A 25,345-nucleotide genomic window follows, 5' to 3' on the forward strand; every position below is an offset into this window, starting at 1 on the left:
GCGAGGTCCTCGCCTCACCCCGGGGCCGCCGATTCCGCGTCATGATGCGGGCGAGGCGCGTCATACAGCGACTTCCGCATGGTGAGATGGATACCCTCACATCATGAGCAATGCCTCCTCCTTGCCTCCCCGTCCGGCCACGACCGCCCAGACGGACCTGCTGGGCCACCGTGAGCCCAGCGGCGTGGGCGTCGTGGACAAGTCCGCCGCGATCCTCGACGCCCTCGAGTCCGGCCCTGCGACCCTGGCCCAGCTCGTGACCACCACGGGGATCGCCCGCCCGACCCTCCACCGTCTCGCCGCGGCGCTGACCCACCACCGGCTGGTGGGCAAGGACCTCCACGGCCGTTATGTCCTGGGCTCGCGCCTGACGGAACTGGCCTCGGCGGCAGGTGAGGACCGGCTGACGACCGCCGCCGGCCCCGTCCTGCTCTGGCTGCGCGACGCCACGGGCGAGAGCTCCCAGGTCTTCCGCCGCCAGGCCGACGCCCGCGTCTGCGTGGCCTCCGCCGAGCGGCCCGTCGGCCTGCGCGACACCATTCCGGTCGGCACGCGCATGTCCATGAAGGCCGGCTCCGCCGCCCAGGTGCTGCTGGCCTGGGAGGACCACGAACGCCTCGTCGACGGGCTGGCCGGCGCCGTCTTCACGCCGACCGTCCTGGCCGCGGTCCGCCGTCGCGGCTGGGCACAGTCCCTGGCCGAACGCGAGCCGGGCGTCGCCTCCGTGTCCGCCCCGGTGCGCGGGCCTTCGGGCCGCGTGATCGCCGCCGTGTCCATCTCCGGGCCGCTCGAACGCCTCACCCGTCAGCCCGGCCGCGTGCACGCCGACGCGGTGGTCGCCGCGGCCACCCGGCTCACCGAACTCATCCGCGCAGGCGAGGCCTGAGCGCGCCATAGGCGGGCCAGGGCCCCGACCGTCTCGGTCGGGGCCCTGGTGCCTCGGTGTGCACGCTCCGCCGGCGGCCGGCCGGCCCCGGTGCCGCGGCGCACCGATGCAGTTCAGGCGAAGTGGTCCCACCCGGCCTCGCCCAGCAGCCGATGGCCGGCCGGCACGCTTGACGACGACGGCACCGCACCGATCACCCGGAAGCCGGGCGGAACGCCGTGGCCGGGTCGCACGACGGCCAGCAGACCGTAGTCCTCTCCCCCGCCGAGCACCCATTCCTCCGGGGCGATCTCCAGCAGCCGGCCGAGCCTGCGCAGCGGTGCGGCCGCCTCGGCGACCCAGGCCTCGTCAGCCCAGAGCTGCACGCCGTTGGCCGCCGCAAGCCGGTCCGCGTCCCGGCCGAGCCCGTCCGAGACGTCCATCCCGCAGGCGAGTGCGCCGGCGCCGGCGGGCCCGGCCCCCAGCGGCGGCCGGGGGCGCAGCTGGGCGCGAACGGCACGGACGAGCTCACGTGGACCGGGACGGTCCTGAGGCGCCAGTGCATGCCAGCGCTCCTCAAGCTCGGCGCGGTCGGTGAGCAGCAGGGCGAGCCCCGCCGCCGCCCAGCCCGGCGCGCTCCCGGCGTGGACCACGGCGCCGCCCTCGCTGCGGACCGCCGCGAGGTCCTGCTCCCCCATGGTCCGGCGCAGCACGCCGTGGGCTCCGGGCCGGCCGAGCACGGTGACGGCCAGTCCCGCACGGTCGGCGCCGCCGAGGTCGCCGCCGGCCACCCGGCACTCGTCCGCGCCCAGACGCAGCAGGGCGGTGGCGAGGCCGCGGGCGACGCCGGCGATCCAGGCCGCCTCGGTCCGCCGCGGTCCCGTCAGAGCCATGACGAGTGCCGTGGGCACTCCGCCCATCGCGTTGATGTCGGAGAGGTTCTGCGCCGCGGCCTTCCAGCCGACGTCGAAGCCACGGGTGCGGACGCCGGCCGGCCAGGTCGGCAGCCAGTCGTGGCCCTCGGCCATGGAGTCCGTGGAGACGAGGGTGCCGCCGGGCGACACCGGCAGCAGGGCCGCGTCGTCCCCGATGCCCACGCTGCCCTCCGGCCACGGACGGCGTTCTTCGACCACGGCCAGCTCCCGGCCGATCAGGCGCAGCACTCCGGCCTCGCCCAGACCGGCGAGCGTCCGGGCGCCGTCGTCGTGGTGCTCAGCGGCGGGCACGGGGGCCTCCCCGCCCGGCATCTGCGCCCCGGGCCCGGGCGAGGGCGGCCCGGAAGTCCGCAAGCCGGGCGATCTCCTCCTCCACCGGACGGATGACCTCGCGGCGGCCGACCTCGGTGGTGGCCTCCTCGAGGCGGCGGCGCGCCCTGCGGCCCCGTCCGCGCGCCGCGAGCCGGGCGAGCGGGATCGCCATCAGCGCCAACAGGATGCCGAGGGCGATGCCTGCGACCAGCAGGAGCGTCGGCAGCGGGAAGCCCTCCACCTGCGGTGCCTCGGGCAGGTGGAACTGCAGGTACGCGGCCAGCGCATAGACACCGAGCCAGCCGGCGCCCACCACTGCGGTGAGCAGGGCCAGCCACTGGAGCACGTTGAACACCGGCCACCACCACGAGCCCTTGCCGGCCTGGAGGTCGGTGCCGGCGATGGCCTGGTCCACGGCGTCCGGCAGCCGCTCCTGGCGGCTGCGGCCGGCCCGGCGGATCGAGGCCTCCCACGGCTCGGGGGCGCCGGCGGAGGCATCGATGACGAGCGAACGGACTGCGGCGGCCACGGCGGCCTTCTGAGTGCCGCTGCGCTCCGGCAGGGAGGTGCGGTGCAGCGACGGATCGTGCTCCGGGGCGTCCCCGTCCCGCCGCGGCAGCGGACGGGACGGCAGCAGGTGCAGCCGACGCAGCGGGTCCGTGCGGAAACGGTGGGTCCAGCGCAGCACGGGCCAGCCCGTGGCGCGGGTGGCGCGCAGGCGGTAGGACCCCTCGACCGCACGGACCACGGCGGGCACGCCGCCGGCCACGGCGAGGTCACGGCCGAGGCGCTCTGCCCTGCCGGAGCCGACGCCGGCAGGCTCTCCCTCGCCGGAGGCGGCGTCCAAGGCGTCCGCGTGGGCGGCGACGTCCGCGGACAGGCGTGCGGAGGCGGCGCCGCGCTCGGCGACGATGCGGGCGATCTGCGCGCCGACCTCGTCCAGGCCCTCTCCGGTGCGGGCGGAGGCGGCCATGACCCGCACATCTCCCAGCCCGTGGCCGGTGAGCATGCGACGCAGGGAGGCGATGACCTCGTCCCGGTCGCGCACCTGGATGCGATCCACCTGGTTGAGGACCACCAGGGTCACAGCGGCGTGGGAGCCCATGGTGGCCAGGAAGTCGCGGTGCAGCACGGCGTCGGCATACTTCTCCGGATCCACCACGAAGACGAGCACGTCCACGTGTCCGGCGAGACGTTCGGTGACCGTGCGGTTCTCGCGGACCACGGAGTCCACGTCCGGCAGGTCCAGCAGGATCAGGCCGGTGGCGTCGGCACCCTCGCGGCGGCCGATCCCGAACAAGCCCTGACGGCCCTGGTCCAGGTGCGGGGCGTCGTCCAGAAGATGGCGCTGCTTCACGCCGAGCCAGTCCAGCAGCGCGGCGGCGCCGCCGCCCTCGCCCGTCTGGTCCTGGCCGCGGCCCACGCCCCAGACGGCGGCGAGCGCCTCGGAGGTGGTCGGACGGGTGGCCGCCACACGGGCCAGCTCGCGGCCGGTCAGGGCGTTGAACAGGGAAGACTTGCCGGAGCCGGTGGCCCCGAAGAAGCCCACCACCGTGTGGTCCGCAGAGAGCGAGGTCCGCACGGAGGCGGCGTCCATGGCGGCGTGGGCGTCGTCCACCACGGGGTCCGGCAGGCGGTCACGGCCGAGTTCCGCGGCCTCGCCCAGGGCGGCCAGACGGTCGTGCAGGCTCGGGGCGGTGCTGCGGCTCATGCGTGGTCCTCCTCCGGGTCCACGATGGACACGGCCTCGTCATCCAGGTCCTGGGCGTGGTGCCCGCCGGATCGGGCCGCGTCGGTGTCGGTGCCGGGCGCCCCGACGGTCGTCGGGGTTCCGGAGAGGCCGGAGCGCAGGGACGGGGCCAGGCGGCGCAGGGCGGCGGTGTCCTCGGCGGTGCGCTTCCGCTCGACCAGCGGCAGGAACTGGTCGGACAGGGCGCCGTCGAGCAGTCGTCGGACGCGCATGTCCAGCAGGTCGTTCGCTTTCTTGGCCATGCGTCGCACCGCGTCCTCGCCGAAGATCGACTCGAGCAGCTTCTGGCCGACGACGGCGGTGCCGCCTGCGATGCCGACCTCCAGGCCGACGAGGCCGCCGGTGGAGGCGAAGGAGAGGACCATGAGGGCCACCGCGGCGCCGTTGACACCGAACGCTGCCAGGCGGGCCTTGGTGCGTCGACCGGCGCCCTCCTCCTGGATGAGGGCGAGCACGTCCTGCTGCCAGGCGCGGATGACGCCGGCCGCCTCCTCCGAGAATCCGCTCGGCAGGGCGCCGAGGTTGCGGCCGGACAGGACGGCGCTGCCGGCCGGCTCGGCCTTCCAGCGGCGCTCGATGTCCTCGGCGGCGTCGGCGGCGGCCTCCACGATCACGGCGTGCAGTCCGGTCTCCAGAGCGGTCTCGACCTGCTCCGGCGGAGCCGGGCGGCCGCGGACGAACGCCGCGAGTCGGTCGCGCATGCGGCCGATGCCGGACTCCAGGCCGCGGAAGAACTCGCCGGTGCCGACGAAGTCCTGCCAGCGGGCGAGGACCTCACCGCGCAGCAGGGTGCCGTCCGACGTGGCCTCCTCGACCTTCGTGGCGGCGCGGTCGGTGGCCTCGGCCACGATGCGGGCCAGGGCGTCGGCCGCAGACTGCTGCTCGGCCTCGGCGTCCGCCAGGGCGTCGACGCGCTGGGCCAGCTGGGCCAGGACGCCGTCCACCGTGCGGCGGGCGACCGCCGAGCGGGCGGCGGCGTCCTCGGCGAGCTCCGTGAGCCACCGGCGCAGCCCTGCGACGTGCTCCTCGGGGAGCAGGCCCCGCTCGTCGAACCGGGTCTCCGGGATCACGTGGACCGGGGAGTCGGCCAGGCCGCGCTCGGAGAGCATCCGGCGCAGGTCCGGGACGACGTCCTGCTCGGCACCGTCCGGGACGCGTCCCAGGACGATGGCCACGGTGATGTCGCGCGCGGCGGCCTCACCCAGCAGCTGCCACGGCACGGCGTCCGCGTAACGGTGCGCGGTGGTGGTGAAGATCCAGAGGTCTGCGGCTTCGAGCAGCTGGCGGGACAGTGCGCGGTTGTCGTCCGAGACGGAGTCGATGTCCGGGGCGTCGACCATCGCGATGCCGGCCGGCAGCGCGGGCTCCGCCACGAGGGCCACGGTGTCCATGGCACTGCCGTCCGGCTCCACCGGGCCGGCGGAGACGGAGCGGTGCACACGGACGCGGGCGAGCTCGGGCAGCACCCGTGGACCGGAGAACCAGTGCTCGTCGTCCGGGTGGTGCAGCAGCAGGGGCTGGCGGGTGGTGGGGCGCAGCGCCGAGGAGCGGGAGACCTCGTGGCCCACGAGGGCGTTCACGAGGGTGGACTTTCCGGCGCCGGTGGAGCCGCCGACGACGGCCAGCAGAGGCGCGTCGAGCGAGTCCAGCCGAGGCAGGACGTAGTCGTCGATCTGGTGCAGCGTGCGTTCACGCAGGGCGCGCTGATCGGCCACGCCGGAGGTCTCGAGGGACAGCTCGACGGCGTCGGCGTGGGAGCGCGCGGCCCGGACGGTCTCCTGGACCGCCTCGAGCGCAGCGGCGTCGCGGTGGGAAGTGTTCGTCACCCGCCCATGATGGCACGTGGGCGGGCGCCGGCCACGCCCTGTCAGATCCCCTCCGCGCACCGCGCGTCGGTGCCCGGTCACCGACGGTGCCTCCGCGGCCTGGTCCCTATAGTGGACGGTGTGACGTTCATCGCTCTGCCTCCGCACTGGTCTCCTCCGTCGCTGTCGGGCGGCCTGCTCTCCGACGAGTCGTGGACCGGACCCTCCGTGCGGTACCTGCGCTGCGCCGACGACGCCCCCGAGGTCCTGGAGCATCGGCGCGCAGGCAGCGACTACCTGGTCCACGCCGGCACGCTGGGCGACCTCTCCCGCCCCGGACCGGGCCTCCCCCCTCGGGGGGAGACGACCGGGCTCGCGGTCGACCTCGTGACGGAGGCACCGAGCACGAAGGCGATCGTCGTCGACGTGGCGGTGGTGGAGTTCGACGACCGGGGCACGAAGTCACGGGTCACCTTCGTGCCCGCCAACGCCCCGACGGTTCACGTGCTCCGCGGAGACTGCGAGCGGTTCCGTCTGGCCCTGCGGATCCGCGGCGCCGGACGGATCCGGCTGAAGCATGTCGGGGTGGCTCCCCTCACCGACCGCTCCCGCGCCGCCTGGAACACACCGGCGGGCGTGGCGCCGTTCGTCGCCGCGCTTTTGCGCCGTGCCGCGCCGCTCGCCCAGCGCTCGCAGGCCGAGGCCTGGCGCCGCGCCGGAGGGGGCCCCACCACCTGGGGCATGTTCGATCCGACCGCAGGCGGCACCGTCCTGTGGCCCGTGGACACCGACGAGGACGGCGGCACCGCCATGCTCGCCCGTTCGCTCGAGTCCTCGGGCGAACAGTGGATCCGACGCGAGGCCCTGGCGGCCGCTTCGGACGACGTCGTCGAGGCGGCGGCCGCGCACCACGTCATCGCGACCGCCGGAGACGATGCCGCTCGCCGCCGGCTGGAGGGGTTCCTGGCCCACGGCCTGTCGGTGGTGACGGACCAGAGCGCGTGGGTGCGCCGGACCGCCCCGCAGATCCATGCGGTCCCGGTGGATCAGGACCTCGCCTACCTGAACCGCCCCCTGCGCCGCTACGAGGCGGCCGCCCGGACGGCGGCCGCCTGGGAGGCCGCGGACCGGCTGGAGTCCGGCTCCCCCACCCGACCGCGCCTGACGGTGCTGGCGCTGTACGACCGCGCGCCGACGACGGATGTCCCCGAGGCGCCGGCCTGCGCAGACCTGCTGGTCCGCACCGTGGAGGACTTCCCTCTGCCGGAGGCCCTGGACGCCTTCTGCCGCGCCGAGGGCGTCGATGTGCTCGTGCCGCTGCGCGCCGGCGACCGGCACGGACGTCGGTACCTGCACAGCAGGGTGCTGCCTTTCCTGTCCCTGGAGGTCGACCGGGTCGTCCAGCCGATCACGATGGCGGACCTCGAGCGCCGCCAAGCAGACGGAGAGCCCCTTGCCGAGATCCTGGCCGGCTGCCATGTGGGCGTCCACGACCGCGGCGACGTCTGGACGAGCGGACTCTCCCTGTCGGCGGCGCCGGCCTCCGCCTGGCTGTGGGGCGTGCCCGACGGCGGTCGCGCCTTCGCCGTGGACCCGTTCGAGCTGGACTGCCCGCCGGGAAAGCTGTTCGCAGATCCGGATCCGGCCGAGGACACCGCCCATGCCTCCGGTCCCGACCTGACCGTCGTCCTGCCGGTCTACAACAACGGACGGCACCTGCTGGAGACGGCTCTGCCCTCGCTGGCCCGTCAGGAGTGCTGGCCCCGGATGCACGTCATGCTGGTGGACGACGGCTCCACGGACGGACGCACCCCGGACGTGTGCCGCTCGCTGGCGGAACACTGTCCGCGGATCACGGTCCACCTGTTCGAGGACGGCGGGTCCGGCTCCGCGTCGCGTCCGCGCAACTGGGGCGTGGAGCAGGTCCGCACGGAGCTCGTCTCCTTCCTCGACCCGGACAACGAGATCAGCCCCGGCGGCTACGACCGGCTTCTCGACCTGTACGTCGCCCGCCGGGCAGAGGAGCGGACGCCGGACCTCGTCTCGGGCTTCCAGGTGAAGATCGGCGACGACGCCCGGGTGATGGCCCGCCACGCCTTCGGGGACCGTGAGGTGGCGGACGCGCGCCGGGAGTTCTTCCGCGGGCGCCACTTCCCCACCGTGTCGACCCAGGCGGCCGTGCTGCGCACGCAGTTCCTGCGCTCGGCCGGCATCCGCTTCGTCGAGTCGGCCTCCGGCGAGGACACGCTGTACGGCTGGGAGGTCCTCCTCGCAGCGGAGAACGCGGTCTTCACGGACCGTGCACACCTGGTCTACGTGGCGGACCGGGCCGGCTCCGTCACCAACGACGCCTCCGCACGACTGTTCCACAAGCACCTCGTGGTGGAGCACGCCCGTCTCGCCTGGCTGCAGGAGAACGACCTGCTGGAGACCTTCTGCTCCGGTCAGCTGCAGCGCTCCCTCGACACCTGGTACGCACCGCTGCTCGAGCAGGTGGCTCCCGAGGAGCGGGCCGAGGCGGAGTCCGTGCTCGCCGAGATCGTGGCCCTGTACCCGACCGGGGCGCCTGCGGCCGAGCAGGCCGCCGGCGGCGCCCCGTCCTCGTCCGACGACGGCTGAGCCGCGTCCGGCAGACGCACGAGAGCCCCGGTCCGAAGACCGGGGCTCTCGTCACGATGGTGACCCCAGCGGGATTTGAACCCGCGTTACCGCCGTGAGAGGGCGGCGTACTAGGCCGCTATACGATGGGGCCGAGCCGTTGCTCCGGGCGACGTGTGCCGTCCGCGGCAACTCCACAAATGTAGCAGGGCCCCGCCTCCGGGCAAAATCGGCGGTCGAGGCAGCGGCGCGCCGTCCCCGGCAACGGGACCGGCTGCCGGCCCCGCGAGCGCCCGGACGGACGGCCCCCGCCGGACTGACGGCACGTCCGGCGCAACGGCATCGCGGACGCACGAAAGCCCCGGTCCGAAGACCGGGGCTTTCGCGGGTTGGTGACCCCAGCGGGATTTGAACCCGCGTTACCGCCGTGAGAGGGCGGCGTACTAGGCCGCTATACGATGGGGCCGAGAGCGTTGTCCCGACTCGCGTCGGAGCAACTCGAGAAGCCTACCACAGCTTCTGCGAGCTGGGGTACCAGGACTCGAACCTAGAATGACGGTACCAGAAACCGTTGTGTTGCCAATTACACCATACCCCACTGCCGGTCAATGCTTGACTGACCGTCAGCACGTTATTCACGAACGTGTGTTCCCGGGTTCCCCCGGCAACGAGTAAGAACTCTACACGTCCTTCCCTGCGAGTGCAAAACCGGCGGCGCGTGATCTCCACCATCCGTCGCAGCGGCGCGCCCGGACGCCTCTGCCGGCCGCGCCCCTCGCGCCTGCGCGCCGCCAGCCGAGTCCTCCTCAGAGCCAGGCACGCAATGCCTCGAGCGAGCCGATCCGCCAGCAGCCCCGCTCCGGCTCCCGCACCGGCGCAGCCGTGGCACGACGGATCTCATGCCCGCTTGGGTCCACCGGCTCCGTGCCGGCGCCCTCCCCGGAGCCGTCCGCCGTGTCCGCGGCATCGCGGACAGACCAGACCGGCACGAGCCCGGCACCGCTCGCGCCGGCGACATCGTGCTTCAGGCTGTCCCCGACGAAGAGCGTCCGCGCCGGCTCGGTGCGGAGCCCTGCGCAGCCGGCCAGGAACGGGGCCGCATCCGGCTTGGGCGCACCGACCGTGTCGGACCCCACGACCACGTCGATCCACCCCAGGCCGATCGCCGCGGACTTGCCGCGCTGGTACTCCTCGACGTTGTTGGTGACGATCCCGACGGGGCGCCCCGAGGCCCGGACCTGCTCGAGCACCGCGGCGACCTCGGGGAACAGCCTCCAGTGGGAGCGCACGAGGTGCTCGTACTCCGTCACCCAGAGCTGCGCATCCGGCACCGCCGCGGCGCCAGGCGCCCCGAGCCCCTGCAGGGCGTCGGCGGCCCGTGCCAGGCGCTGCTCCGCGAAGGTCAGCTCTCCGGCGATGTACCGCTGGTAGTGCCCGCGCACGTCTGCGGCGAAGTCGACGGCCGCGGCCCGCAGCGGCCCCTCTCCCAGGGCGTCCACGCCGGGCCACTGTCGGCAGACGGTGGCGGTGAAGGCGGCCCGCTGGGCGGTCTTCAGGTCCAGCAGGGTGTCGTCGAGGTCGAACAGGACGCCGTCCCACGCCGGAGCCCCGGAGGCGTCGGCCTCCGGGGCTCCGGACTGGGACCGGCCGTCATGGCGGTCGGTCATCGCGTCCCTCCGCTCGGCGTCGGCACCAGGCTCAGAGGCCCTGCTCGGCGGCGAATCGGTCCAGGCGGGCCAGCGCGGACGCCTTGCCGAGGATCTCCAGGGACTCGAACAGCGGCGGGGAGACCTTCTTGCCGGTCACGGCCACGCGCACCGGGCCGAAGGCCTGGCGCGGCTTCAGCTCGAGGCCGTCGATCAGCGCGGCGCGCAGGGCCTGCTCGATCGCCTCGGTGGTGAAGCCGTCCTCCGGCAGGGCGTCGAGGGCCTCGCGGGCTGCCGAGACGGCGGCGCCCAGGTCCGCCGGCATGCCCTTCATGGCACCCTCGGCGGTGGCGATGTCCGCGTCTGCGGTGAAGAGGAAGGCGAGCATGTCCACGGCCTCGCCCAGCAGCTGCACGCGCTCCTGGACGAGGGGGGCAGCCGCAGCGAGGATCTCCTTCTCGCGGTCGGTCGGCTCCTGGGCCATCAGGCCTGCGGCCTGCAGGTAGGGCAGCAGGCGCCCACGGAAGTCGTCCTCGTCGAGCATGCGGATGTGGGTGCCGTTGATGGCGACGGCCTTCTTCTCGTCGAAGCGGGCCGGGTTCGCCAGCACCTTGTGCACGTCGAAGTGCTCCACGAACTGCTCGGGGGTGAAGATGTCCTCGTCGGCGGACAGCGACCATCCGAGCAGGGCGAGGTAGTTCAGCAGGCCCTCACGGATGAAGCCGTTGTCCCGGTGGTGGAACAGGTTGGCCTGCGGGTCGCGCTTGGAGAGCTTCTTGTTGCCCTGGCCCATCACATAGGGCAGGTGGCCGAACTCAGGCATGTACGCCGCCACGCCCACGGCGTAGAGGGCGCGGTACAGGGCGATCTGCCGCGGGGTCGAGGAGAGCAGGTCCTCGCCGCGCAGCACATGGGTGATGCCCATGAGGGCGTCGTCCACGGGGTTCACCAGCGTGTAGAGCGCGGACCCGTCACCGCGCACCACCACGAAGTCCGGCACGGAGCCGGCCTTGAAGGTGATCTCGCCGCGCACCATGTCCGTGAAGGTGATGTCCTCGTCCGGCATGCGCACACGCCAGACCGGGACGCGTCCCTCGGCCTCGAAGGCCGCGATCTGCTCGGCGGTCAGGTCGCGGTCGAAGCCGTCGTAGCCGAGCTTGGGGTCGCGGCCGGCGGCGCGGTGGCGTGCCTCGGTCTCCTCCGGGGTGGAGTAGGACGGGTAGATGTAGCCGCCGTCCTTGAGCTTGTCGATGACGTCCGCGTAGATGTCCTTGCGCTGGGACTGGCGGTAGGGCTCGTGCGGGCCGCCGACCTGGACGCCCTCGTCCCAGTCGATGCCGAGCCACGTCATGGCCTCGACGAGCTGCAGGAAGGACTCCTCGGAGTCGCGCTTGGCGTCGGTGTCCTCGATGCGGAACACGAGGGTGCCGCCGGTGTGACGAGCCCAGCCCCAGTTGAACAGGGCGGTGCGGATCAGCCCCACGTGCGGGGTGCCGGTCGGAGAGGGGCAGAATCGGACGCGGACGGGGGTGTCCGCATCCACCTGGGGGACGTCGGCGGACGCGGCACGGGAGGCGGGAAGGTGGTCGGTCGCGATGGCATCAGACATAGTGGTCCTCAGCCTACTCCCGACGCCCTGGAGGACCCGTGATCTCCGCCGAACCGACCGCCGCCTCCGCCGCCGAGCCCCGTCGGGTCACCGTGGTGGGCTACTACGGCGCCCGCAATCTGGGAGACGACCTCCTGCTGTCTGCGATCCATGAGGGGCTGCGGCGCGCGGACCCGCAGGTCCGTGTCCAGGTGGCCGCCGAGCATCCGCAGCACGTGGCGGCGCTGCCGGGTCTGTCCGCCCACTCGCGGCTGGACCACGCCGCGACCTTCGAGCACGTCCGCCGCTCCGACGCCCTCGTCCTGGGCGGAGGCGGGCTGTGGCACGACTACTCCTTCGAACGGGCCGGCGGGCTCCTGGGCTTCGTCACCGCGGCGAAGGTGTCCATGCCCGGCTACGGGATCCCGGCGATGCTGGCCGAGATGCTGGGCGTCCCGGTCCACGTCCTCGGGATCGGCGCCGGGCCGATCCGCAGCGAGGACGCCGCCCGGGCGGTCCGCGCGGTCGCCCGCACGGCCGAGACCCTGACCGTGCGGGACGAGGACAGCGCCCGGATCCTGGAGCCGTTCGCCGCCGACCTGCCGGAGGTCCGCCTCGCTCCGGACCTCGTGTACTCCCTCTCCCTTCCCGACGGCGGCCCCTCCTACGACGAGGCCCGCTCGCCTGCCGCGTCCGTCGCCAGGGCCAGGGAAGCGGGCCGCGCGGTCGTCGCGGTGAACCTGCGCTCCTGGGCCGACGGGGACATGGCGCGCCTGCGGACCCGGCTGGCCGCGGCCCTGGCGGCCGTCGCCACGACGAGGCCCCTCACCGTGGTGACGCTCCCCTTCCAGGCGGGGCCGGGCCGGGATGCGCAGGCGCTGGCGGAGCTCACCGCGCTGCTGCCCGAGGACGTCGAGCGCATCGACCTGGCGGAGCCGCCGCCCCTGGCCGAACTGACGGCGCTGCTGCGCGGGGTGGACGCCGTCGTGGCGATGCGCCTGCACGCCTGTCTGCTCGCGCACCGCTGCGGGACGCCGACGGTCGGCCTGGACTACGACCCGAAGGTGGGCCGGCACTTCCGGGAGGCCGACCGCGCCTCCGCCTGCCTGCCGCTGGACGCCGACGCCGCGGCCCTGGAGCACGCCCTGCGTGCGGCCCTGGACGGACCGTTGCCCGGCACGTGCGTGCAGCGCATCCGGGACCTGGAGGCGCAGTCCCGTGCCGTCGTGGACGACGTGGCGCGGCGGATCGTCGCCGCCGGCATCCGCCCCCGCCCGCGGGGTCCCGCCGTCGGGGCCGCAGCCGCCGCTGCCGCGCTCGGGACCGGAGCCGTCGGGGGGCCGGCGGCCGTGGAGCCGGCGGCGTTCTCCGGGATGGTCCTGTCCGACGAGAAGGGACGGCTGACGGCACGGGACGTGGACCGCCGGACCCGGGCACGGGCAGACCGTCTCTCGCTCGCCTTCCCCGAGTCCGAGAAGACCCTGGCGGCGGGGCGTCGGCTGGGTTTCTCCGGCGTCCTCACCGCCGCCGCGGGCGCCGCGGCGGTCCTGGAGCTCCCCGCCGTCCCGGCACACGATGGCGACGGCCCGACGGTCGAGCTGGTCTGCGGCGGGGCCGCCCTCCGCCTTCCCCTGCCGGAGGCTGCGCAGCGGCGACGGATCCTGCTGCACACCCCCGGGGGCGGTCAGAAGGTCCGCGTCAGCCTCACCCTGCACGGTCCCGCCGCGGGTGCCGCGCCGTGGGACGGTGCGGCGCAGGTGTCCCTCACGCTCAGCGGCGAGGACGTCGCGGGGCTCTGGGTCGCCCCGCAGACCGTCGTCGCCCCCGGCGGACGCCCCTGACGGCCGTCCCCGGCGAGCGGTGTGCCTCAGCGCCGGAACGGCGTGCTGAACGAGCCGATGCCCTCCACGACCACCTCGACGCGCTGGCCCTCGCGCACCAGGCCCACGCCGGACGGGGTGCCGGTGAGGATGACGTCGCCGGGCAGCAGGGTGAACGCCTCCGAGGCGGCGGCCACGAGCTCGGCCACAGAGAAGACCATGTCGTCCGTGGTGCCGTCCTGGGCGGGCTCTCCGTCCACGGCGGAGGTGATCCGCACGGGGGACTCCACGTCCAGCTCGGTCTCGATCCACGGACCCAGCGGGCAGGCACCGTCGAAGCCCTTGGCGCGGGCCCACTGCAAGTCGGTGCGCTGGGCGTCACGCGCGGTGAGGTCGTTGGCCGCCGTGTAGCCGAACACCACGTCCTTCACCCGCTCGATCGGGACCTCCTTGCAGATGGTCCCGATGACCACGGCCAGCTCGGCCTCGTAGGAGACCTCGTCAGAGAAGGACGGCAGGGTGACCGGCTCGCCCGGACCCACCACAGAGGTGTTGGGCTTGAGGAAGAACTGAGGGCTGGCGGGCACCTCGTTGCCGAGCTCGGCGGCGTGGTCCGCCCAGTTGCGGCCCACGCCGATGACCTTGGAGCGCGGGATGATCGGCGCGACGAGGCGGACGTCGGCCAGCCGGTGGGTGGTGCCGGTGGTCTGGACCCCATGGAAGAACGGGTCGCCGGCCAGAGCCGTGACGGTCAGCTCCTCCTCCGGGGCGTCGGCGGGGCCCTCCACGAGCCCGTACTGCGGTTCGGCCTGGTCCACGAAACGTGCGATGCGCATGGACCCCACCCTATGCCCCGGCCCCCGCGTCCGCGCATCCGCTCCGGCAGGCCCTTCCCGACGGCGGCCGCTCCCCCGCCTCGGCAGCCTCTCGCCCCGCGACCGGCGAGGACGGGGCGATGACAACGGCTCCGTCGCCTCGAAGGCGACGGAACCGTCGTCGTGACGCCGGCCCGGAAGGTCCGGGCCCGGACGGTTCAGACCAGGCGGTGCATCCACCCGTGGATGTCGTCGGCCGTGCCGGTCTGGATGCCGAGCAGGGTCTCACGGATCTTCAGGGTCACATCGGTGCCGCCGGGGGACTCGATGACCTCGTCCCCGTCCAGGAGGCGACCGATCGGGGTGACCACCGCGGCGGTGCCGCAGGCGAAGACCTCCGTGATCTCGCCGGAGGCGACGCCGGCGGCCCACTCGTCGACGGTGATGCGGCGTTCCTCGACCTGCAGGCCCATGTCCCGGCCGAGCTGCAGGATGGAGGAGCGGGTCACGCCCTCGAGGATGGTGCCGGTGAGCTCCGGGGTGACCAGACGGCCGTCGGCGAACACGAAGAACACGTTCATGCCGCCGAGCTCCTCGACGGAGTTCTCATGGGTGGGGTCCAGGAACAGCACCTGGTTCGCGCCGTGGGCCGCGGCCTCCTGCTGGGCGACCAGCGAGCCGGCGTAGTTGCCGCCGCACTTGGCGGCACCGGTGCCGCCGGCGGCGGCGCGGGCGTAGTCGCGGGAGACCCAGATGGTCACCGGCTTGAGCTCGCCGCCGAAGTAGTTGCCGGCCGGGGAGGCGATGACCTTGTAGGCCACCTCGTTGGCCGAGCGGACGCCGAGGAACGCCTCGGAGGCGTACATGAAGGGACGCAGGTAGAGCGCCTCGCCGTCGCCGCCGGGGACCCAGGCGGCATCGGCGGAGACGAGCTCGCGGATGGACTCGAGGAAGAGCTCCTCCGGCAGCTGCGGCAGGGCCAGGCGCGCGGCCGAGCGGTTCAGGCGGGCGGCGTTGGCCTCCGGGCGGAACGTCCAGATGGAGCCGTCGGCGTGCCGGTAGGCCTTCAGCCCCTCGAAGATCTCCTGGGCGTAGTGCAGCACCGCCGCGGCCGGAGACAGCTGGATCGGGCCGTAGGGCTCGACGCGGGCGTCGTGCCAGGAGCCGCCCTGCTCGTCGTTGGTCCAGTCGATCGAGACCATGTGGTCCGTGAAGTCCTGCCCGAAGCCCGGGGCGGCAAGGATCTGCTCGCGCTCGGCGTCGGTGCGCGGGGACGGATGCTCGATGCGGCGGAAGGTGGTCTCGGACACGGTGTGCTCACTCCTGACGTGCGGATTCGGCGGCGGCTCGGGCGGGGCACACACCCGCACCGCGCAGACGGCGGCAGGCGACAGGCCAGGCCCTTATCACGATGATATGCCCGTCGGTGGCGGTGCTCACATTCCGGACGCGCCGGGCCGGGACGGCGGCGCCGTTCCGTGTGGGAGGCGGGCGGCGAAGTCGTCAGAGGCGGGCGGCGATGTCCCGGCCGACGGCCTCGGTCGAGACCTTCTCCCCCGCGGTGCGCTCGGCAAGGTGGGCCCAGACGGCGCGGTGCACCCGCTCGGCGGCGGCACCGCGGCCCAGGTGTTCCAGGGCCATGGCGGCGGACAGGACCGCGGCGGTCGGGTCGGCGATGCCCTGGCCAGCGATGTCCGGGGCCGAGCCGTGGACCGGCTCGAACATGGACGGCGCCGTGCCGGAGACGTTGATGTTGCCGGAGGCGGCCAGGCCGATGCCCCCGCCGATCGCGGCGGCCAGGTCCGTGAGGATGTCGCCGAAGAGGTTGTCGGTGACGATCACGTCGAACCGGGCCGGGTCGGTGACCATGAGGATGGTCGCGGCGTCCACGTGCAGGTAGTCGTGCGTGACCTCCGGGAAGTCGGCGGCGACCTGCTCCACGACGCGCTTCCAGAGGTGCCCGGCGTGGACGAGCACGTTGTGCTTGTGCACGAAGGTGAGCTTCTTCCGGTCCGAGGCCTGGGCGCGGGCGAAGGCGTACCGGACCACGCGCTCGACGCCGTAGGCGGTGTTCACGGAGACCTCGGTGGCGATCTGCTGCTCCGTGCCGCCGCGCAGCTGACCGCCGTTGCCGGCGTAGGGGCCCTCGGTGCCCTCGCGGACCACGGTGAAGTCCACTTCACCGGGCGCGGAGAGCGGGCTGACCGCACCCGGGTAGAGCGTGGTGGGGCGCAGGTTCACGGCGTGGTCGAGCTCGAAGCGGAGCTTGAGCAGCACCTGGCGCTCGAGCAGGCCGGAGGGGACCTCGGTGTCGCCCGGGGCGACGCCCACGGCACCGAAGAGGATCGCGTCGTGCCGCCGCAGGGCGTCGAGGGTCTCTGCGTTCAGGGCCTCGCCGGTGGCCTTCCAGTGGTCGGCGCCGAGCGGGTACTCGGTGACTGTGGCCTCCGCCTCGCCTTCGGCGGCCAGCGCCGCCTGGAGGACGGCGAGCGCCTGGGCGGTGACCTCGGGCCCGATGCCGTCGCCGCCGATGACGGCGAGGTCGATGGAGCCCTCGGCGGGCACATGCGGGGCGGCGGGAAACTGGCTCATGGGCGCCACACTAGGAGAGCCCCGGCCGGGATTCCATGATCCGGGCAGGGGCTCTCACATGTCGGACTCAGGCCTCCGCGGGCTCCTCATGACGGGGGAACACACCGACCGGCTTCGGCAACGCGGTGCCGGGCACGAGGTCCTCGACGAACGCGGAGAAGGAGCGCGGACCCTCGTTGGAGGCGTTGGTCCGGCCGGCGTCGCCGGAGGGCTCGACGCCGAGCAGGTCCAGCAGGCGGGTGGCCGAGTCCGGCATGACCGGCTGGACCAGCAGGGCGACGCGGCGCACGGCCTGCAGGGTGACGTAGAGGACGGTGCGCATGCGCTCCTCGTCGGTCTTGCGCAGCACCCACGGGGCCTGGTCCGCGAAGTACGCGTTGACCTCGCCGAGCACGCGCCAGGTCTCCTCGAGCGAGCCATGGAAGTCCTGCACGGCGTAGGCGGCCCGGGCATGCTCGAGCAGGCCGTCCACCTGGGCGAGGATCGCGCGATCGGCATCGGTGGGCTCGCCCGGAACGGGCACGGCGGCCTCGCAGTTCTTGAACGCCATGGACAGCGAGCGCTGGGCGAGGTTGCCCAGGTTGTTGGCCAGGTCGGCGTTCTTGCGGCCCACCACGGCATCGTGGTTGTAGGAGCCGTCCGCGCCGAAGGAGAACTCGCGCAGCAGGAAGAAGCGCACGGCGTCCAGGCCGTAGCGGGCCGCCCACTCGGCCGGGGCGACGACGTTGCCCAGGGACTTGGACATCTTCTCGCCGTTGTTGTTGAGGAAGCCGTGGATCATCACGCGCCTGGGCAGCTCGATCCCGGCGGACAGGAGGAACGCCGGCCAGAAGATGCAGTGGAAGCGGGAGATGTCCTTGCCGATCACGTGCACGTCGGCCGGCCAGAACCTGGCGAAGGACTCGGAGGACTCGTCCGGGAAGCCGACGCCGGTCAGATAGTTCGTCAGCGCGTCCACCCAGACGTACATGACGTGGTGGGCCGAGGGCGCCCCGCCTCCGGCCGGGGCGGGGACGGTGATGCCCCAGTCGAAGCTGGTCCGGGAGATGGAGAGGTCGTTCAGGCCCTGCTCCACGAAGCGGATGACCTCGTTGAAGCGGTAGCGGGGACCGGCGAAGTCCGGGTTCGCCTCATAGAAGGCGAGCAGCCTGTCCGTGTAGGCGGAGAGGCGGAAGAAGTAGGACTCCTCCTCGGTCCAGGTGACCTCGGTGCCGGTCTCCACGGCGTACCGCTGTCCGTCCTCGCGGACCTCGGTCTCGTCTTCGGTGAAGAAGCGCTCGTCGCGTACGGAGTACCAGCCGGCGTAGCGGTCCAGGTAGATGTCTCCGTTGGCCTCCATGCGGCGCCACAGCTCCTGGGACGCACGGTGGTGGTCCTCGTCGGTGGTCCGTATGAAGCGGTCGTAGGACACGTTCAGCACGTCGTCGTCCATCGCCTTGAAGGCGGCGGAGTTGCGGGTGGCCAGCTCCATGGGGGTCAGGCCCAGCTTCTCTGCGGCCTGGGCCATCTTCTGGCCGTGCTCGTCCGTGCCGGTGAGGAAGAAGACCTCGCGGCCGTCGAGGCGCATGAAGCGGGCGAGGGCGTCGGCGCCCACCATCTCGTAGGCGTGGCCGATGTGCGGCTCGCCGTTCGGGTAGTGGATGGCCGAAGTGACATAGAAGGGATCGCGCTGGGTGCTCACCCGCACGATTCTAACGACGACGGCCCCGTCACCCTGATCGGGTGACGGGGCCGCTTCCGTGCCGGGGCCGTGGCCGCGGCGGCTGCGGTGTGCCGCGGCGGGTCTGCCCGCTGACCGGCTCAGCGCTCGGCGAGGTCCACCTCGGCGGCGCGTTCTGCCTCGATGGCCTGCTCGAGCTTGTCCAGGGTGCCCGGCTGCAGCGCCGAGTCGATCTGGAGCACGGCCAGGGCGGTGCCGCCCTCGGCCTCGCGGGAGACGTCCATGCCGGCGATGTTCACGCCCTGCTCTCCCAGCGCCTGGCCGAGGATGCCGATGACGCCAGGCCGGTCCGTGTAGCGGAAGGCGAGAAGGTGCTCGGACAGCGGCACCTCGATCTCCGCGCGGTCCACGCCCACCAGCTTCTGCCGCTGGCGCGGGCCCACGAGGGTGCCGGAGACGGAGACCTGGTCTCCCTGCGCGGTGGCGCCGCGGACGGTGACCACGTTGCGGTAGGAGCTGGATTCGGCGGTGGTGGTCAGGCGGGTCTCCACACCACGCTGCTCGGCGAGCACCGGCGCGTTGACATAGGAGACCTGGTCCGAGACGACGTCCGTGAAGACGCCCTTGAGGGCGGCCAGCTGCAGGGAGGAGACGTCCTGCGCGGCGATCTCTCCGGCGACCTCCACCTCCACGGCGGTGAGCGAGCGCTCGCCCAGCAGAGCGGTGAGCACGCGCCCGAGGTTCTCGGCCAGCGGCAGGCCCGGGCGCACGTCCTCGTGGATGACGCCGCCGGCGACGTTCACGGCGTCCGGCACCAGCTCTCCGGCCAGCGCCAGGCGCACGGAGCGGGCGACGGCGACGCCGGCCTTCTCCTGCGCCTCTGCGGTGGAAGCGCCCAGGTGCGGGGTGACGGTGGAGTGGTCGTGGGCGAAGAACGGCAGGTCCGTGGCAGGCTCGGAGGCGAACACATCGATGCCGGCGCCGGCGATCTTCCCGGCGGCCAGGGCGCGGTCGAGGGCCTCCTCGTCCACCAGTCCGCCGCGGGCGACGTTCACCACGAACGCGGAGTCCTTCATGCGCTCGAACTGGTCGTCCGAGAGCATGCCGACGGTCTCCGGGGTCTTGGGCATGTGGATGGTGACGAAGTCCGCGCGCTCGAGGAGCTCGTCGAGCTCGACCAGCTCGGCGCCGAGCTGCTGCGCCCGGGCCGCGGTGATGTAGGGGTCGTAGGCGAGGATGTCCATGCCGAAGGCCTTCATGCGCTCGGCCACGAGGGCGCCGATGCGGCCCAGGCCGATGATGCCGAGGGACTTGCCGAACAGCTCGACTCCGGAGTACTTGGAGCGCTTCCACTCCCCCTGCTTGAGGGCGGCGTTGGCCGGCGCGATGTTGCGGGCCGAGGCCAGGATGTGGCCGCAGGTCAGCTCGGCGGCGGAGAGGATGTTGGAGGTCGGGGCGTTGACCACCATGACGCCGGCGGCGGTGGCGGCGGGCACGTCCACGTTGTCCAAGCCGACGCCGGCGCGGGCGATGACCTTGAGGTTCGTGGCGGCGGCCATGGCCTCGGCGTCCATCTGGGTGGCCGAGCGGATGAGGACGGCGTCGGCACCGGGCAGGTCCGCCAGCAGGCGGGCACGGTCGGCACCGTCGGTGTGACGGATCTCGAAGTCGGGGCCGAGGGCCTCGACCGTGGCCGGGGACAGCTCCTCGGCGATCAGGACGACGGGCTGGGCAGCGCTCACGGTTCTTCCTTCACGGGGTGCGGATCGGATGCGGCGGGTCGTGGCCGAGCCTAGCCGCATTTCTATGCAAGGAATGGAATATGAAGACGGCGCCGGCACCTCACGGGGTGACGGCGCCGTCGTCGGGGATCAGCCGGGGCGATCAGAGGGCGGGCGCACCGTCCGGGTCAGCGGGCAGCGGTGCCCTCGGTGTAGTCGTCGTCGGTGTCCTTGAGCCAGGCGAACATCTGGCGCAGCTCGCGGCCGGTCTCCTCGATCGGGTGCTGCTCGGCCTTGGCGCGCAGCTGCCTGAACTCGGGGGCGCCGGCCTTCTGGTCGTCCATGAAGCGCTGGGCGAAGGCGCCGGACTGGATGTCCGCGAGGACGGCCTTCATGTTCTCCTTGACGCGCTCGTCGATGACGCGCGGGCCGGAGACGTAGTCGCCGAACTCCGCGGTGTCGGAGATGGACCAGCGCTGCTTGGCCAGGCCGCCTTCGACCATGAGGTCCACGATCAGCTTGAGCTCGTGCAGCACCTCGAAGTAGGCGATCTCCGGCTGGTAGCCGGCCTCGGTGAGGGTCTCGAAGCCGTACTGGATCAGCTGGGAGGCGCCGCCGCAGAGCACGGCCTGCTCGCCGAACAGGTCGGACTCGGTCTCCTCGGTGAAGGTGGTCTCGATGACGCCGGCGCGGGTGCCGCCGATGCCCTTCGCGTAGGACAGGGCGAGGGCGTGGGCCTCGCCGGAGGCGTCCTGCTCCACGGCGATCAGGGCGGGGACGCCGCGGCCGGCCTCGAACTCGCGGCGCACCACGTGGCCCGGGCCCTTCGGGGCCACGAGGGCGACGTCCACGCCGGCCGGGGCCTGGATGTAGCCGAAGCGCACGTTGAAGCCGTGGGCGAAGAAGAGGGCGTCGCCGTCCTGGAGGTTCGGCGCGATGTGCTCGTTGTAGACGTCCGCCTGGACCTGGTCCGGGGTGAGGATCATGATCAGGTCGGCCTCGGCGGCGGCGGTGGCCACGTCGACCACGCGGAGGCCCTCGGCCTCGGCCTTGGCCCGGGACGTGGATCCCTCGGCCAGGCCGACGCGGACGTCCACGCCGGAGTCACGCAGGGACAGGGAGTGGGCGTGGCCCTGGGAGCCGTAGCCGATCACGGCGACGGTGCGGCCCTGGATGATCGAGAGGTCGGCGTCGGCGTCGTAGAACTTCTTCGCGGACATGGCGGTTCTCCTTCGGTTCACAGGTCCCGACCGGTGCGGCGGCCGGGGCTCTGACGGATGACGGGTTCGGTGTGCCGGTCCGCTCGGAGGCGGGCCGACGGGGCGGTGGGGTCCGGGGCCGGGCGGCGCCGGGGACGTCAGCGGGCCAGGGCCCGCTCGGTCATGGACCGGCCTCCTCGGGCGACGCCGAGGGTGCCGGAGCGGACGAGCTCGCGGACCCCGAAGGGGGCGAGCAGCTCGAGCAGGGCGTTGAGCTTGTCCCTGGAGCCGGTGGCCTCGAGGGTCAGCGACTCCGGGGCGACGTCCACGACCTGCGCGCGGAACAGCTCCGCGGCCTGGACGACCTGGCCGCGGGTCGTGGCGTCGGCGCGGACCTTGACGAGCAGGTGGTCGCGCTGCACCGATGCCTCCGGGGCGAGCTCGATGACCTTGATGACGTTGATCAGCTTGTTGAGCTGCTTCGTCACCTGCTCGAGCAGGCGCGGGTCCGTGTCCACCACCACCGTGATGCGGGACAGGCCCTCGACCTCGGTGACGCCCACGGCGAGCGAGTGGATGTTGAACGCGCGCCGGGCGAACAGTCCTGCCACCCGGGTCAGCACGCCCGGCACGTCCTGGACCAGGACGGACAGGGTGTGGCGCTGGGTGGGCTCCGTCTCGTTGACCATGTCTCAGTCCTCCTGCGTGAAGTCCGGCGTCATGCCGCGGGCGACCTGGATGGCGTCGTTGCTGACACCGGCCGGAACCATCGGCCACACCATCGAGTCCCTGGAGACCACGAAGTCGATGACCACGGGGCGGTCGTCCACCTCCAGGGCCTTCCGAATGGTCTCGTCCAGGTCCTCCTCGCGCTCGCAGCGCAGGCCGACCGCACCGTAGGCGTCGGCGAGCTTCACGAAGTCCGGGACGCGCACGGTGCCGTGTCCGGTGTTCAGGTCCGTGTTGGAATAGCGCGAGTCGTAGAACAGGGTCTGCCACTGCCGGACCATGCCCAGGGACGAGTTGTTGATGACGGCCACCTTGATGGGGATCCGGTTGATCACGCAGGTGGCCAGCTCCTGGTTGGTCATCTGGAAGCAGCCGTCGCCGTCGATGGCCCAGACCACGCGGTCCGGATCGCCGACCTTGGCGCCCATGGCGGCGGGCACGGCGTAGCCCATGGTTCCCAGTCCGGCCGAGTTCAGCCACTGGCGCGGGCGCTCGTACTGCACGAACTGCGCGGCCCACATCTGATGCTGGCCGACGCCGGCGACGTAGGTCGCCTCGGACCCGGAGAGCTCGGACAGGCGCTGGATGACCTTCTGCGGTGCCAGCAGGCCGTCCTCCGGCTCGGTCCAGCCGAGCGGGTAGGTCTCGCGCAGGCGGTTCAGCACGCCCCACCAGCCGGTGAGGTCGGGCATGCCCACACCGTCGGGGTCGCGGCGCAGTTCCTCGGTGAGGTCCGGGACGATCTCCTTGAGGTCGCCGACGATCGGGATGTCCGCCTGACGGTTCTTGGAGATCTCGGCGGGGTCCACGTCCGCGTGGATGACCTTGGCCCCCGGGGCGAAGCTCGCGAGCAGTCCGGTGACGCGGTCGTCGAAGCGTGCACCGAGCGTGATGAGCAGGTCCGACTGCTGCAGGGCCGCCACGGCGGAGACGGAGCCGTGCATGCCGGGCATGCCGACATGCAGCTCATGGGAGTCCGGGAAGACGCCCCGCGCCGTCAGCGTGGTCACCACGGGGATGCCGGTCACTTCGGCGAGCTCGCGCAGCTCGGCCGAGGCGTCGGCGCGCGCGATGCCGCCGCCGACGTACAGCACCGGTCGGGCGCTCTGCCGGATCAGCCGCGCGGCGGCCCGGATCTGCCGCGGGTGGCCGCGGCGCACCGGCCGGTAGCCGGGCAGCTCGGGCTTCGGCGGCCAGGAGAACTCGAACTCGCCGACCTGGGCGTCCTTGGTGATGTCCACCAGCACCGGGCCCGGCCGGCCGGTGGCGGCGATGTGGAAGGCCTCGGCGAGTGCCTGCGGGATGTCCTCCGCCCGGGTGACGAGGCGGGAGTGCTTGGCGATCGGCATGGTGACGCCGACGATGTCCGCCTCCTGGAAGGCGTCCGTGCCGATCGCCGTGGAGTTCACCTGCCCGGTGATGAACACGACGGCCTGGGAGTCCATGTGGGCGTCGGCGATGGCGGTGACGAGATTGGTGGCTCCGGGCCCGGAGGTGGCCAGGGCGACTCCGGGACGGCCGGTGGCCAGGTAGTAGCCCTGGGCGGCGTGGCCTGCGCCCTGCTCGTGGCGCACCAGGATGTGACGGATGGACGAGGAGTCCATCAGCGGGTCGTAGGTCGGGAGGATCGCGCCGCCCGGAAGGCCGAAGACATCGGTCACACCGATCTCCTCAAGGCTGCGGACGATGCCGGCGGAGCCGGTCATGCGGGTCGGCTTGACCGTGCGGCACGGGCCGGGGACGCGCGGCTCGATGTTGTCGGAGCGGTGGGGACGGGGCGGGCGGGGCGTCGGCGGTGCCGTGGCCGTGCCCGCGCGCTGCGGCGTGCTCATGAATGCTCACCTCGGTGGACGGAGGGTGGTGGAACTCTGGGTCCATCCGCGGACCCGCCGACCTGGTGGGGCCGGGGGTCCTCCGCGGCCGGCCCTATGGTGGGGGACGGACGCGACGGGTGGTCTCCTGGGTCACACTATCCGCGCAGCGCGGCGACCCCGGCCATGTGTCCGCGGGGACGTCTCACCATGCGGGATCCATGACCGGATCGTGAACAGCGCGGCCGACGAGGTCCGTGACGAGCACCTGTGCGGGGACACCCGGGCGCAGCCTGCCAAGATCGAGGCCGAGCGCGTCGGCGGGCACCGCGGTGACGGCACGCAGCGCCTGTTCCAAGCCGATCCCGGCGGCCACGGCGTGCTCGACGGAGCCTGCCAGGGTGACCGTCGAGCCGGCGATCGCCCCGGGCTCCCGGCCCCCGCCGAGTATCCGGGCGACACCGCCGGCGACCGTCACCGCGAGGGGCCCGAGCCGGTAGTCGCCGTCCGCGCAGCAGGCGGCCGCCATCGCGTCGGAGACCATCGCCCACCGCCGGCCCGCCTCGGCGGCGGTGCGGCGCAGCACGGCCGGATGCAGGTGCACGCCGTCTGCGATCGTCTCGATCGTCACCAACCCGGCCCGGGCACCCTCCAGGAGCGCAAGGACAGGACCGGGGTCCCGGTGGGTCGGTCGGCGGCAGCCGTTGTACAGGTGCGTCGCCACGGTGGCCCCCGCCTCGATGGCCTGCAGCGTGGTCCCGTAGTCGGCGGCGGTGTGTCCGACCCCGACGACGGCCCCCGCCTCCGCCAGCCGCCGCACCGCGTCGAGGCCGCCGGGCAGCTCGGGCGCGAGTGTCACCATCAGCGGCGCCCCGTCGGCGGCGGCGAGCAGCCGGTCCACGTCGGCCGGTGTCGGAGCGCAGAGCGCCGCTGGGTCGTGTGCGCCGCGGTGGTCCGAGGCGAGCCACGGCCCCTCGAGATGGAGCCCGGCCAGCACCCCCTCGGCCACGAGCGGGGCCAGGGCACGGACCTGGCGCTCCACCACGGGCACCGGCTCGCTCACGAGTGAGGCCACGACGTGCGCCGTGCCGTGGGCCCGCAGCGTCGCCGCGGCGTGGCGGGCCGCCTCCGGCCCCTCGGAGAAGGACGCACCCCCGGCGCCATGGCAGTGGATGTCCACCGGCGCCGGTGCGAGGACCACGTCGCCGAGATCGTGGACCGGCGCCCCCGCCAGGCGTGCGGCGAGCGCCCTGCCTGCGCTCGGCTCGCCCGCGGCCGCAGGGCCCTCCCCCGGGCCGTCGACGACGGTCGACGCGGAGCGTGCCGGCGGCAGACCCGGACCGGACCACACGGCCAGGACGCGGCCGCCGTCCAGGGCGAGGCGGCCGTCGTCGTGCATCACGTCCCCGTCATGGACGTGCGCGGCGCGCAGGATGCAGGGGCCCGCGCCCGGCACACGCCGACCGCCCCCGGCGTCAGGCACGGGGGCGGTCGGCGGC

At 73.2% G+C, this 25,345-nt stretch carries 17 protein-coding genes and 3 tRNA genes; 3 read left to right on the forward strand and 17 right to left on the reverse strand.

The genetic code is table 11. The annotated features are described in order from the left end of the window. Positions 1-103: 103 nt before the first annotated feature. Entirely contained in the window at positions 104-886 is a 783-nt protein-coding gene (locus tag HMPREF2863_RS09820; RefSeq protein WP_245232034.1) for an IclR family transcriptional regulator, read from the forward strand. A gap of 113 nt (positions 887-999) precedes the next feature. Here the strand turns inward: HMPREF2863_RS09820 and HMPREF2863_RS09825 are convergent, their stop codons facing one another. Genes HMPREF2863_RS09825 through HMPREF2863_RS11900 form a run of 3 tightly spaced genes read right to left on the reverse strand, consistent with a single transcriptional unit; the run spans position 1,000 to position 5,688 of the window. Beyond that, on the reverse strand, positions 1,000-2,091 hold the full coding sequence (locus HMPREF2863_RS09825) for a thiamine-phosphate kinase (RefSeq protein WP_168165781.1): 1,092 nt from the start codon (positions 2,089-2,091) through the stop codon (positions 1,000-1,002). Beyond that, the gene (locus HMPREF2863_RS09830) at positions 2,078-3,823 is read right to left on the reverse strand and encodes a GTPase (protein ID WP_070639774.1); all 1,746 of its coding nucleotides are present in this window, start codon (positions 3,821-3,823) and stop codon (positions 2,078-2,080) included. The genes HMPREF2863_RS09825 and HMPREF2863_RS09830 overlap by 14 nt, the downstream gene beginning before the upstream one ends. Next, on the reverse strand, positions 3,820-5,688 hold the full coding sequence (locus tag HMPREF2863_RS11900; RefSeq protein ID WP_245829841.1) for a dynamin family protein: 1,869 nt from the start codon (positions 5,686-5,688) through the stop codon (positions 3,820-3,822). Before HMPREF2863_RS11900 ends, HMPREF2863_RS09830 begins: the two co-directional genes overlap by 4 nt. A 120-nt stretch (positions 5,689-5,808) precedes the next feature. Here HMPREF2863_RS11900 and HMPREF2863_RS11905 point away from each other — a divergent pair, with 120 nt between their 5' ends. Beyond that, positions 5,809-8,286, forward strand: coding sequence for a glycosyltransferase family 2 protein (locus tag HMPREF2863_RS11905; RefSeq protein WP_067188771.1), 2,478 nt, complete (start codon positions 5,809-5,811; stop codon positions 8,284-8,286). Positions 8,287-8,343: 57 nt separating this feature from the next. Here HMPREF2863_RS11905 and HMPREF2863_RS09845 read toward each other — a convergent pair. The 5 genes from HMPREF2863_RS09845 to gltX all read right to left on the reverse strand — a co-directional run bounded on the left by HMPREF2863_RS09845 (position 8,344) and on the right by gltX (position 11,520). Then, positions 8,344-8,419 (reverse strand) — tRNA-Glu (locus HMPREF2863_RS09845). Positions 8,420-8,655: 236 nt separating this feature from the next. Further along, positions 8,656-8,731 (reverse strand) — tRNA-Glu (locus HMPREF2863_RS09850). Positions 8,732-8,791: 60 nt separating this feature from the next. Further along, positions 8,792-8,863: transfer RNA gene (locus HMPREF2863_RS09855), tRNA-Gln, on the reverse strand. A gap of 208 nt (positions 8,864-9,071) precedes the next feature. Continuing rightward, on the reverse strand, positions 9,072-9,932 hold the full coding sequence (locus HMPREF2863_RS09860; protein WP_070639776.1) for an HAD family hydrolase: 861 nt from the start codon (positions 9,930-9,932) through the stop codon (positions 9,072-9,074). Positions 9,933-9,963: 31 nt separating this feature from the next. Next, on the reverse strand, positions 9,964-11,520 hold the full coding sequence (gene gltX, locus HMPREF2863_RS09865; RefSeq protein WP_067188775.1) for a glutamate--tRNA ligase: 1,557 nt from the start codon (positions 11,518-11,520) through the stop codon (positions 9,964-9,966). Between the two features lie 38 nt (positions 11,521-11,558). Here gltX and HMPREF2863_RS09870 point away from each other — a divergent pair, with 38 nt between their 5' ends. Next, the gene (locus tag HMPREF2863_RS09870) at positions 11,559-13,340 is read left to right on the forward strand and encodes a polysaccharide pyruvyl transferase family protein (protein ID WP_067188777.1); all 1,782 of its coding nucleotides are present in this window, start codon (positions 11,559-11,561) and stop codon (positions 13,338-13,340) included. Between the two features lie 26 nt (positions 13,341-13,366). On the opposite strand, the gene HMPREF2863_RS09875 is transcribed toward HMPREF2863_RS09870, so the two are convergent. The 9 genes from HMPREF2863_RS09875 to HMPREF2863_RS09915 form a co-directional block, all read right to left on the reverse strand. Further along, a complete protein-coding gene (locus tag HMPREF2863_RS09875) occupies positions 13,367-14,155 on the reverse strand; it encodes a fumarylacetoacetate hydrolase family protein (protein ID WP_067188779.1) in 789 nt (262 codons plus the stop codon). Positions 14,156-14,352: 197 nt separating this feature from the next. Next, positions 14,353-15,444, reverse strand: coding sequence for a branched-chain amino acid aminotransferase (locus HMPREF2863_RS09880; RefSeq protein ID WP_067188781.1), 1,092 nt, complete (start codon positions 15,442-15,444; stop codon positions 14,353-14,355). A 193-nt stretch (positions 15,445-15,637) separates the two neighbouring features. Further along, complete coding sequence (locus tag HMPREF2863_RS09885) at positions 15,638-16,726, reverse strand: 3-isopropylmalate dehydrogenase (RefSeq protein WP_067188783.1); 1,089 nt, start codon at positions 16,724-16,726, stop codon at positions 15,638-15,640. A 67-nt stretch (positions 16,727-16,793) separates the two neighbouring features. Next, entirely contained in the window at positions 16,794-18,413 is a 1,620-nt protein-coding gene (gene metG / locus HMPREF2863_RS09890; RefSeq protein ID WP_371327631.1) for a methionine--tRNA ligase, read from the reverse strand. 113 nt (positions 18,414-18,526) lie between these two features. Next, positions 18,527-20,128 (reverse strand): phosphoglycerate dehydrogenase, encoded by a 1,602-nt coding sequence (gene serA, locus HMPREF2863_RS09895; protein ID WP_067188787.1) that lies wholly within the window; start codon positions 20,126-20,128, stop codon positions 18,527-18,529. Between the two features lie 167 nt (positions 20,129-20,295). Further along, positions 20,296-21,327, reverse strand: coding sequence for a ketol-acid reductoisomerase (ilvC, locus tag HMPREF2863_RS09900; protein ID WP_067188789.1), 1,032 nt, complete (start codon positions 21,325-21,327; stop codon positions 20,296-20,298). Between the two features lie 137 nt (positions 21,328-21,464). Then, positions 21,465-21,995, reverse strand: a complete 531-nt coding sequence (gene ilvN, locus HMPREF2863_RS09905) for an acetolactate synthase small subunit (RefSeq protein ID WP_067188791.1) — start codon at positions 21,993-21,995, stop codon at positions 21,465-21,467. Positions 21,996-21,998: 3 nt separating this feature from the next. Further along, the gene (locus HMPREF2863_RS09910) at positions 21,999-23,867 is read right to left on the reverse strand and encodes an acetolactate synthase large subunit (protein WP_070639778.1); all 1,869 of its coding nucleotides are present in this window, start codon (positions 23,865-23,867) and stop codon (positions 21,999-22,001) included. Positions 23,868-24,051: 184 nt separating this feature from the next. Beyond that, positions 24,052-25,329 carry an N-acetylglucosamine-6-phosphate deacetylase gene (locus HMPREF2863_RS09915; RefSeq protein ID WP_246828875.1) on the reverse strand — a complete coding sequence of 426 codons (1,278 nt, stop codon included), beginning with the start codon at positions 25,327-25,329 and terminating at the stop codon, positions 24,052-24,054. Positions 25,330-25,345: the final 16 nt, after the last annotated feature.

The organism is Micrococcus sp. HMSC067E09, assembly GCF_001812555.1.
Lineage (GTDB): Bacteria > Actinomycetota > Actinomycetes > Actinomycetales > Micrococcaceae > Micrococcus > Micrococcus lylae.

Excerpts from the sequence above, each read along its gene's own strand:
- HMPREF2863_RS09820 (WP_245232034.1), top strand. The coding sequence starts at position 104 with ATGAGCAATGCCTCCTCCTTGCCTCCCCGTCCGGCCACGACCGCCCAG.
- HMPREF2863_RS09830 (WP_070639774.1), bottom strand. The coding sequence starts at position 3,823 with ATGAGCCGCAGCACCGCCCCGAGCCTGCACGACCGTCTGGCCGCCCTG.
- HMPREF2863_RS09860 (WP_070639776.1), bottom strand. The coding sequence starts at position 9,932 with ATGACCGACCGCCATGACGGCCGGTCCCAGTCCGGAGCCCCGGAGGCC.
- gltX (WP_067188775.1), bottom strand. The coding sequence starts at position 11,520 with ATGTCTGATGCCATCGCGACCGACCACCTTCCCGCCTCCCGTGCCGCG.
- HMPREF2863_RS09875 (WP_067188779.1), bottom strand. The coding sequence starts at position 14,155 with ATGCGCATCGCACGTTTCGTGGACCAGGCCGAACCGCAGTACGGGCTC.
- HMPREF2863_RS09885 (WP_067188783.1), bottom strand. The coding sequence starts at position 16,726 with ATGAGCCAGTTTCCCGCCGCCCCGCATGTGCCCGCCGAGGGCTCCATC.
- ilvC (WP_067188789.1), bottom strand. The coding sequence starts at position 21,327 with ATGTCCGCGAAGAAGTTCTACGACGCCGACGCCGACCTCTCGATCATC.
- ilvN (WP_067188791.1), bottom strand. The coding sequence starts at position 21,995 with ATGGTCAACGAGACGGAGCCCACCCAGCGCCACACCCTGTCCGTCCTG.
- HMPREF2863_RS09910 (WP_070639778.1), bottom strand. The coding sequence starts at position 23,867 with ATGAGCACGCCGCAGCGCGCGGGCACGGCCACGGCACCGCCGACGCCC.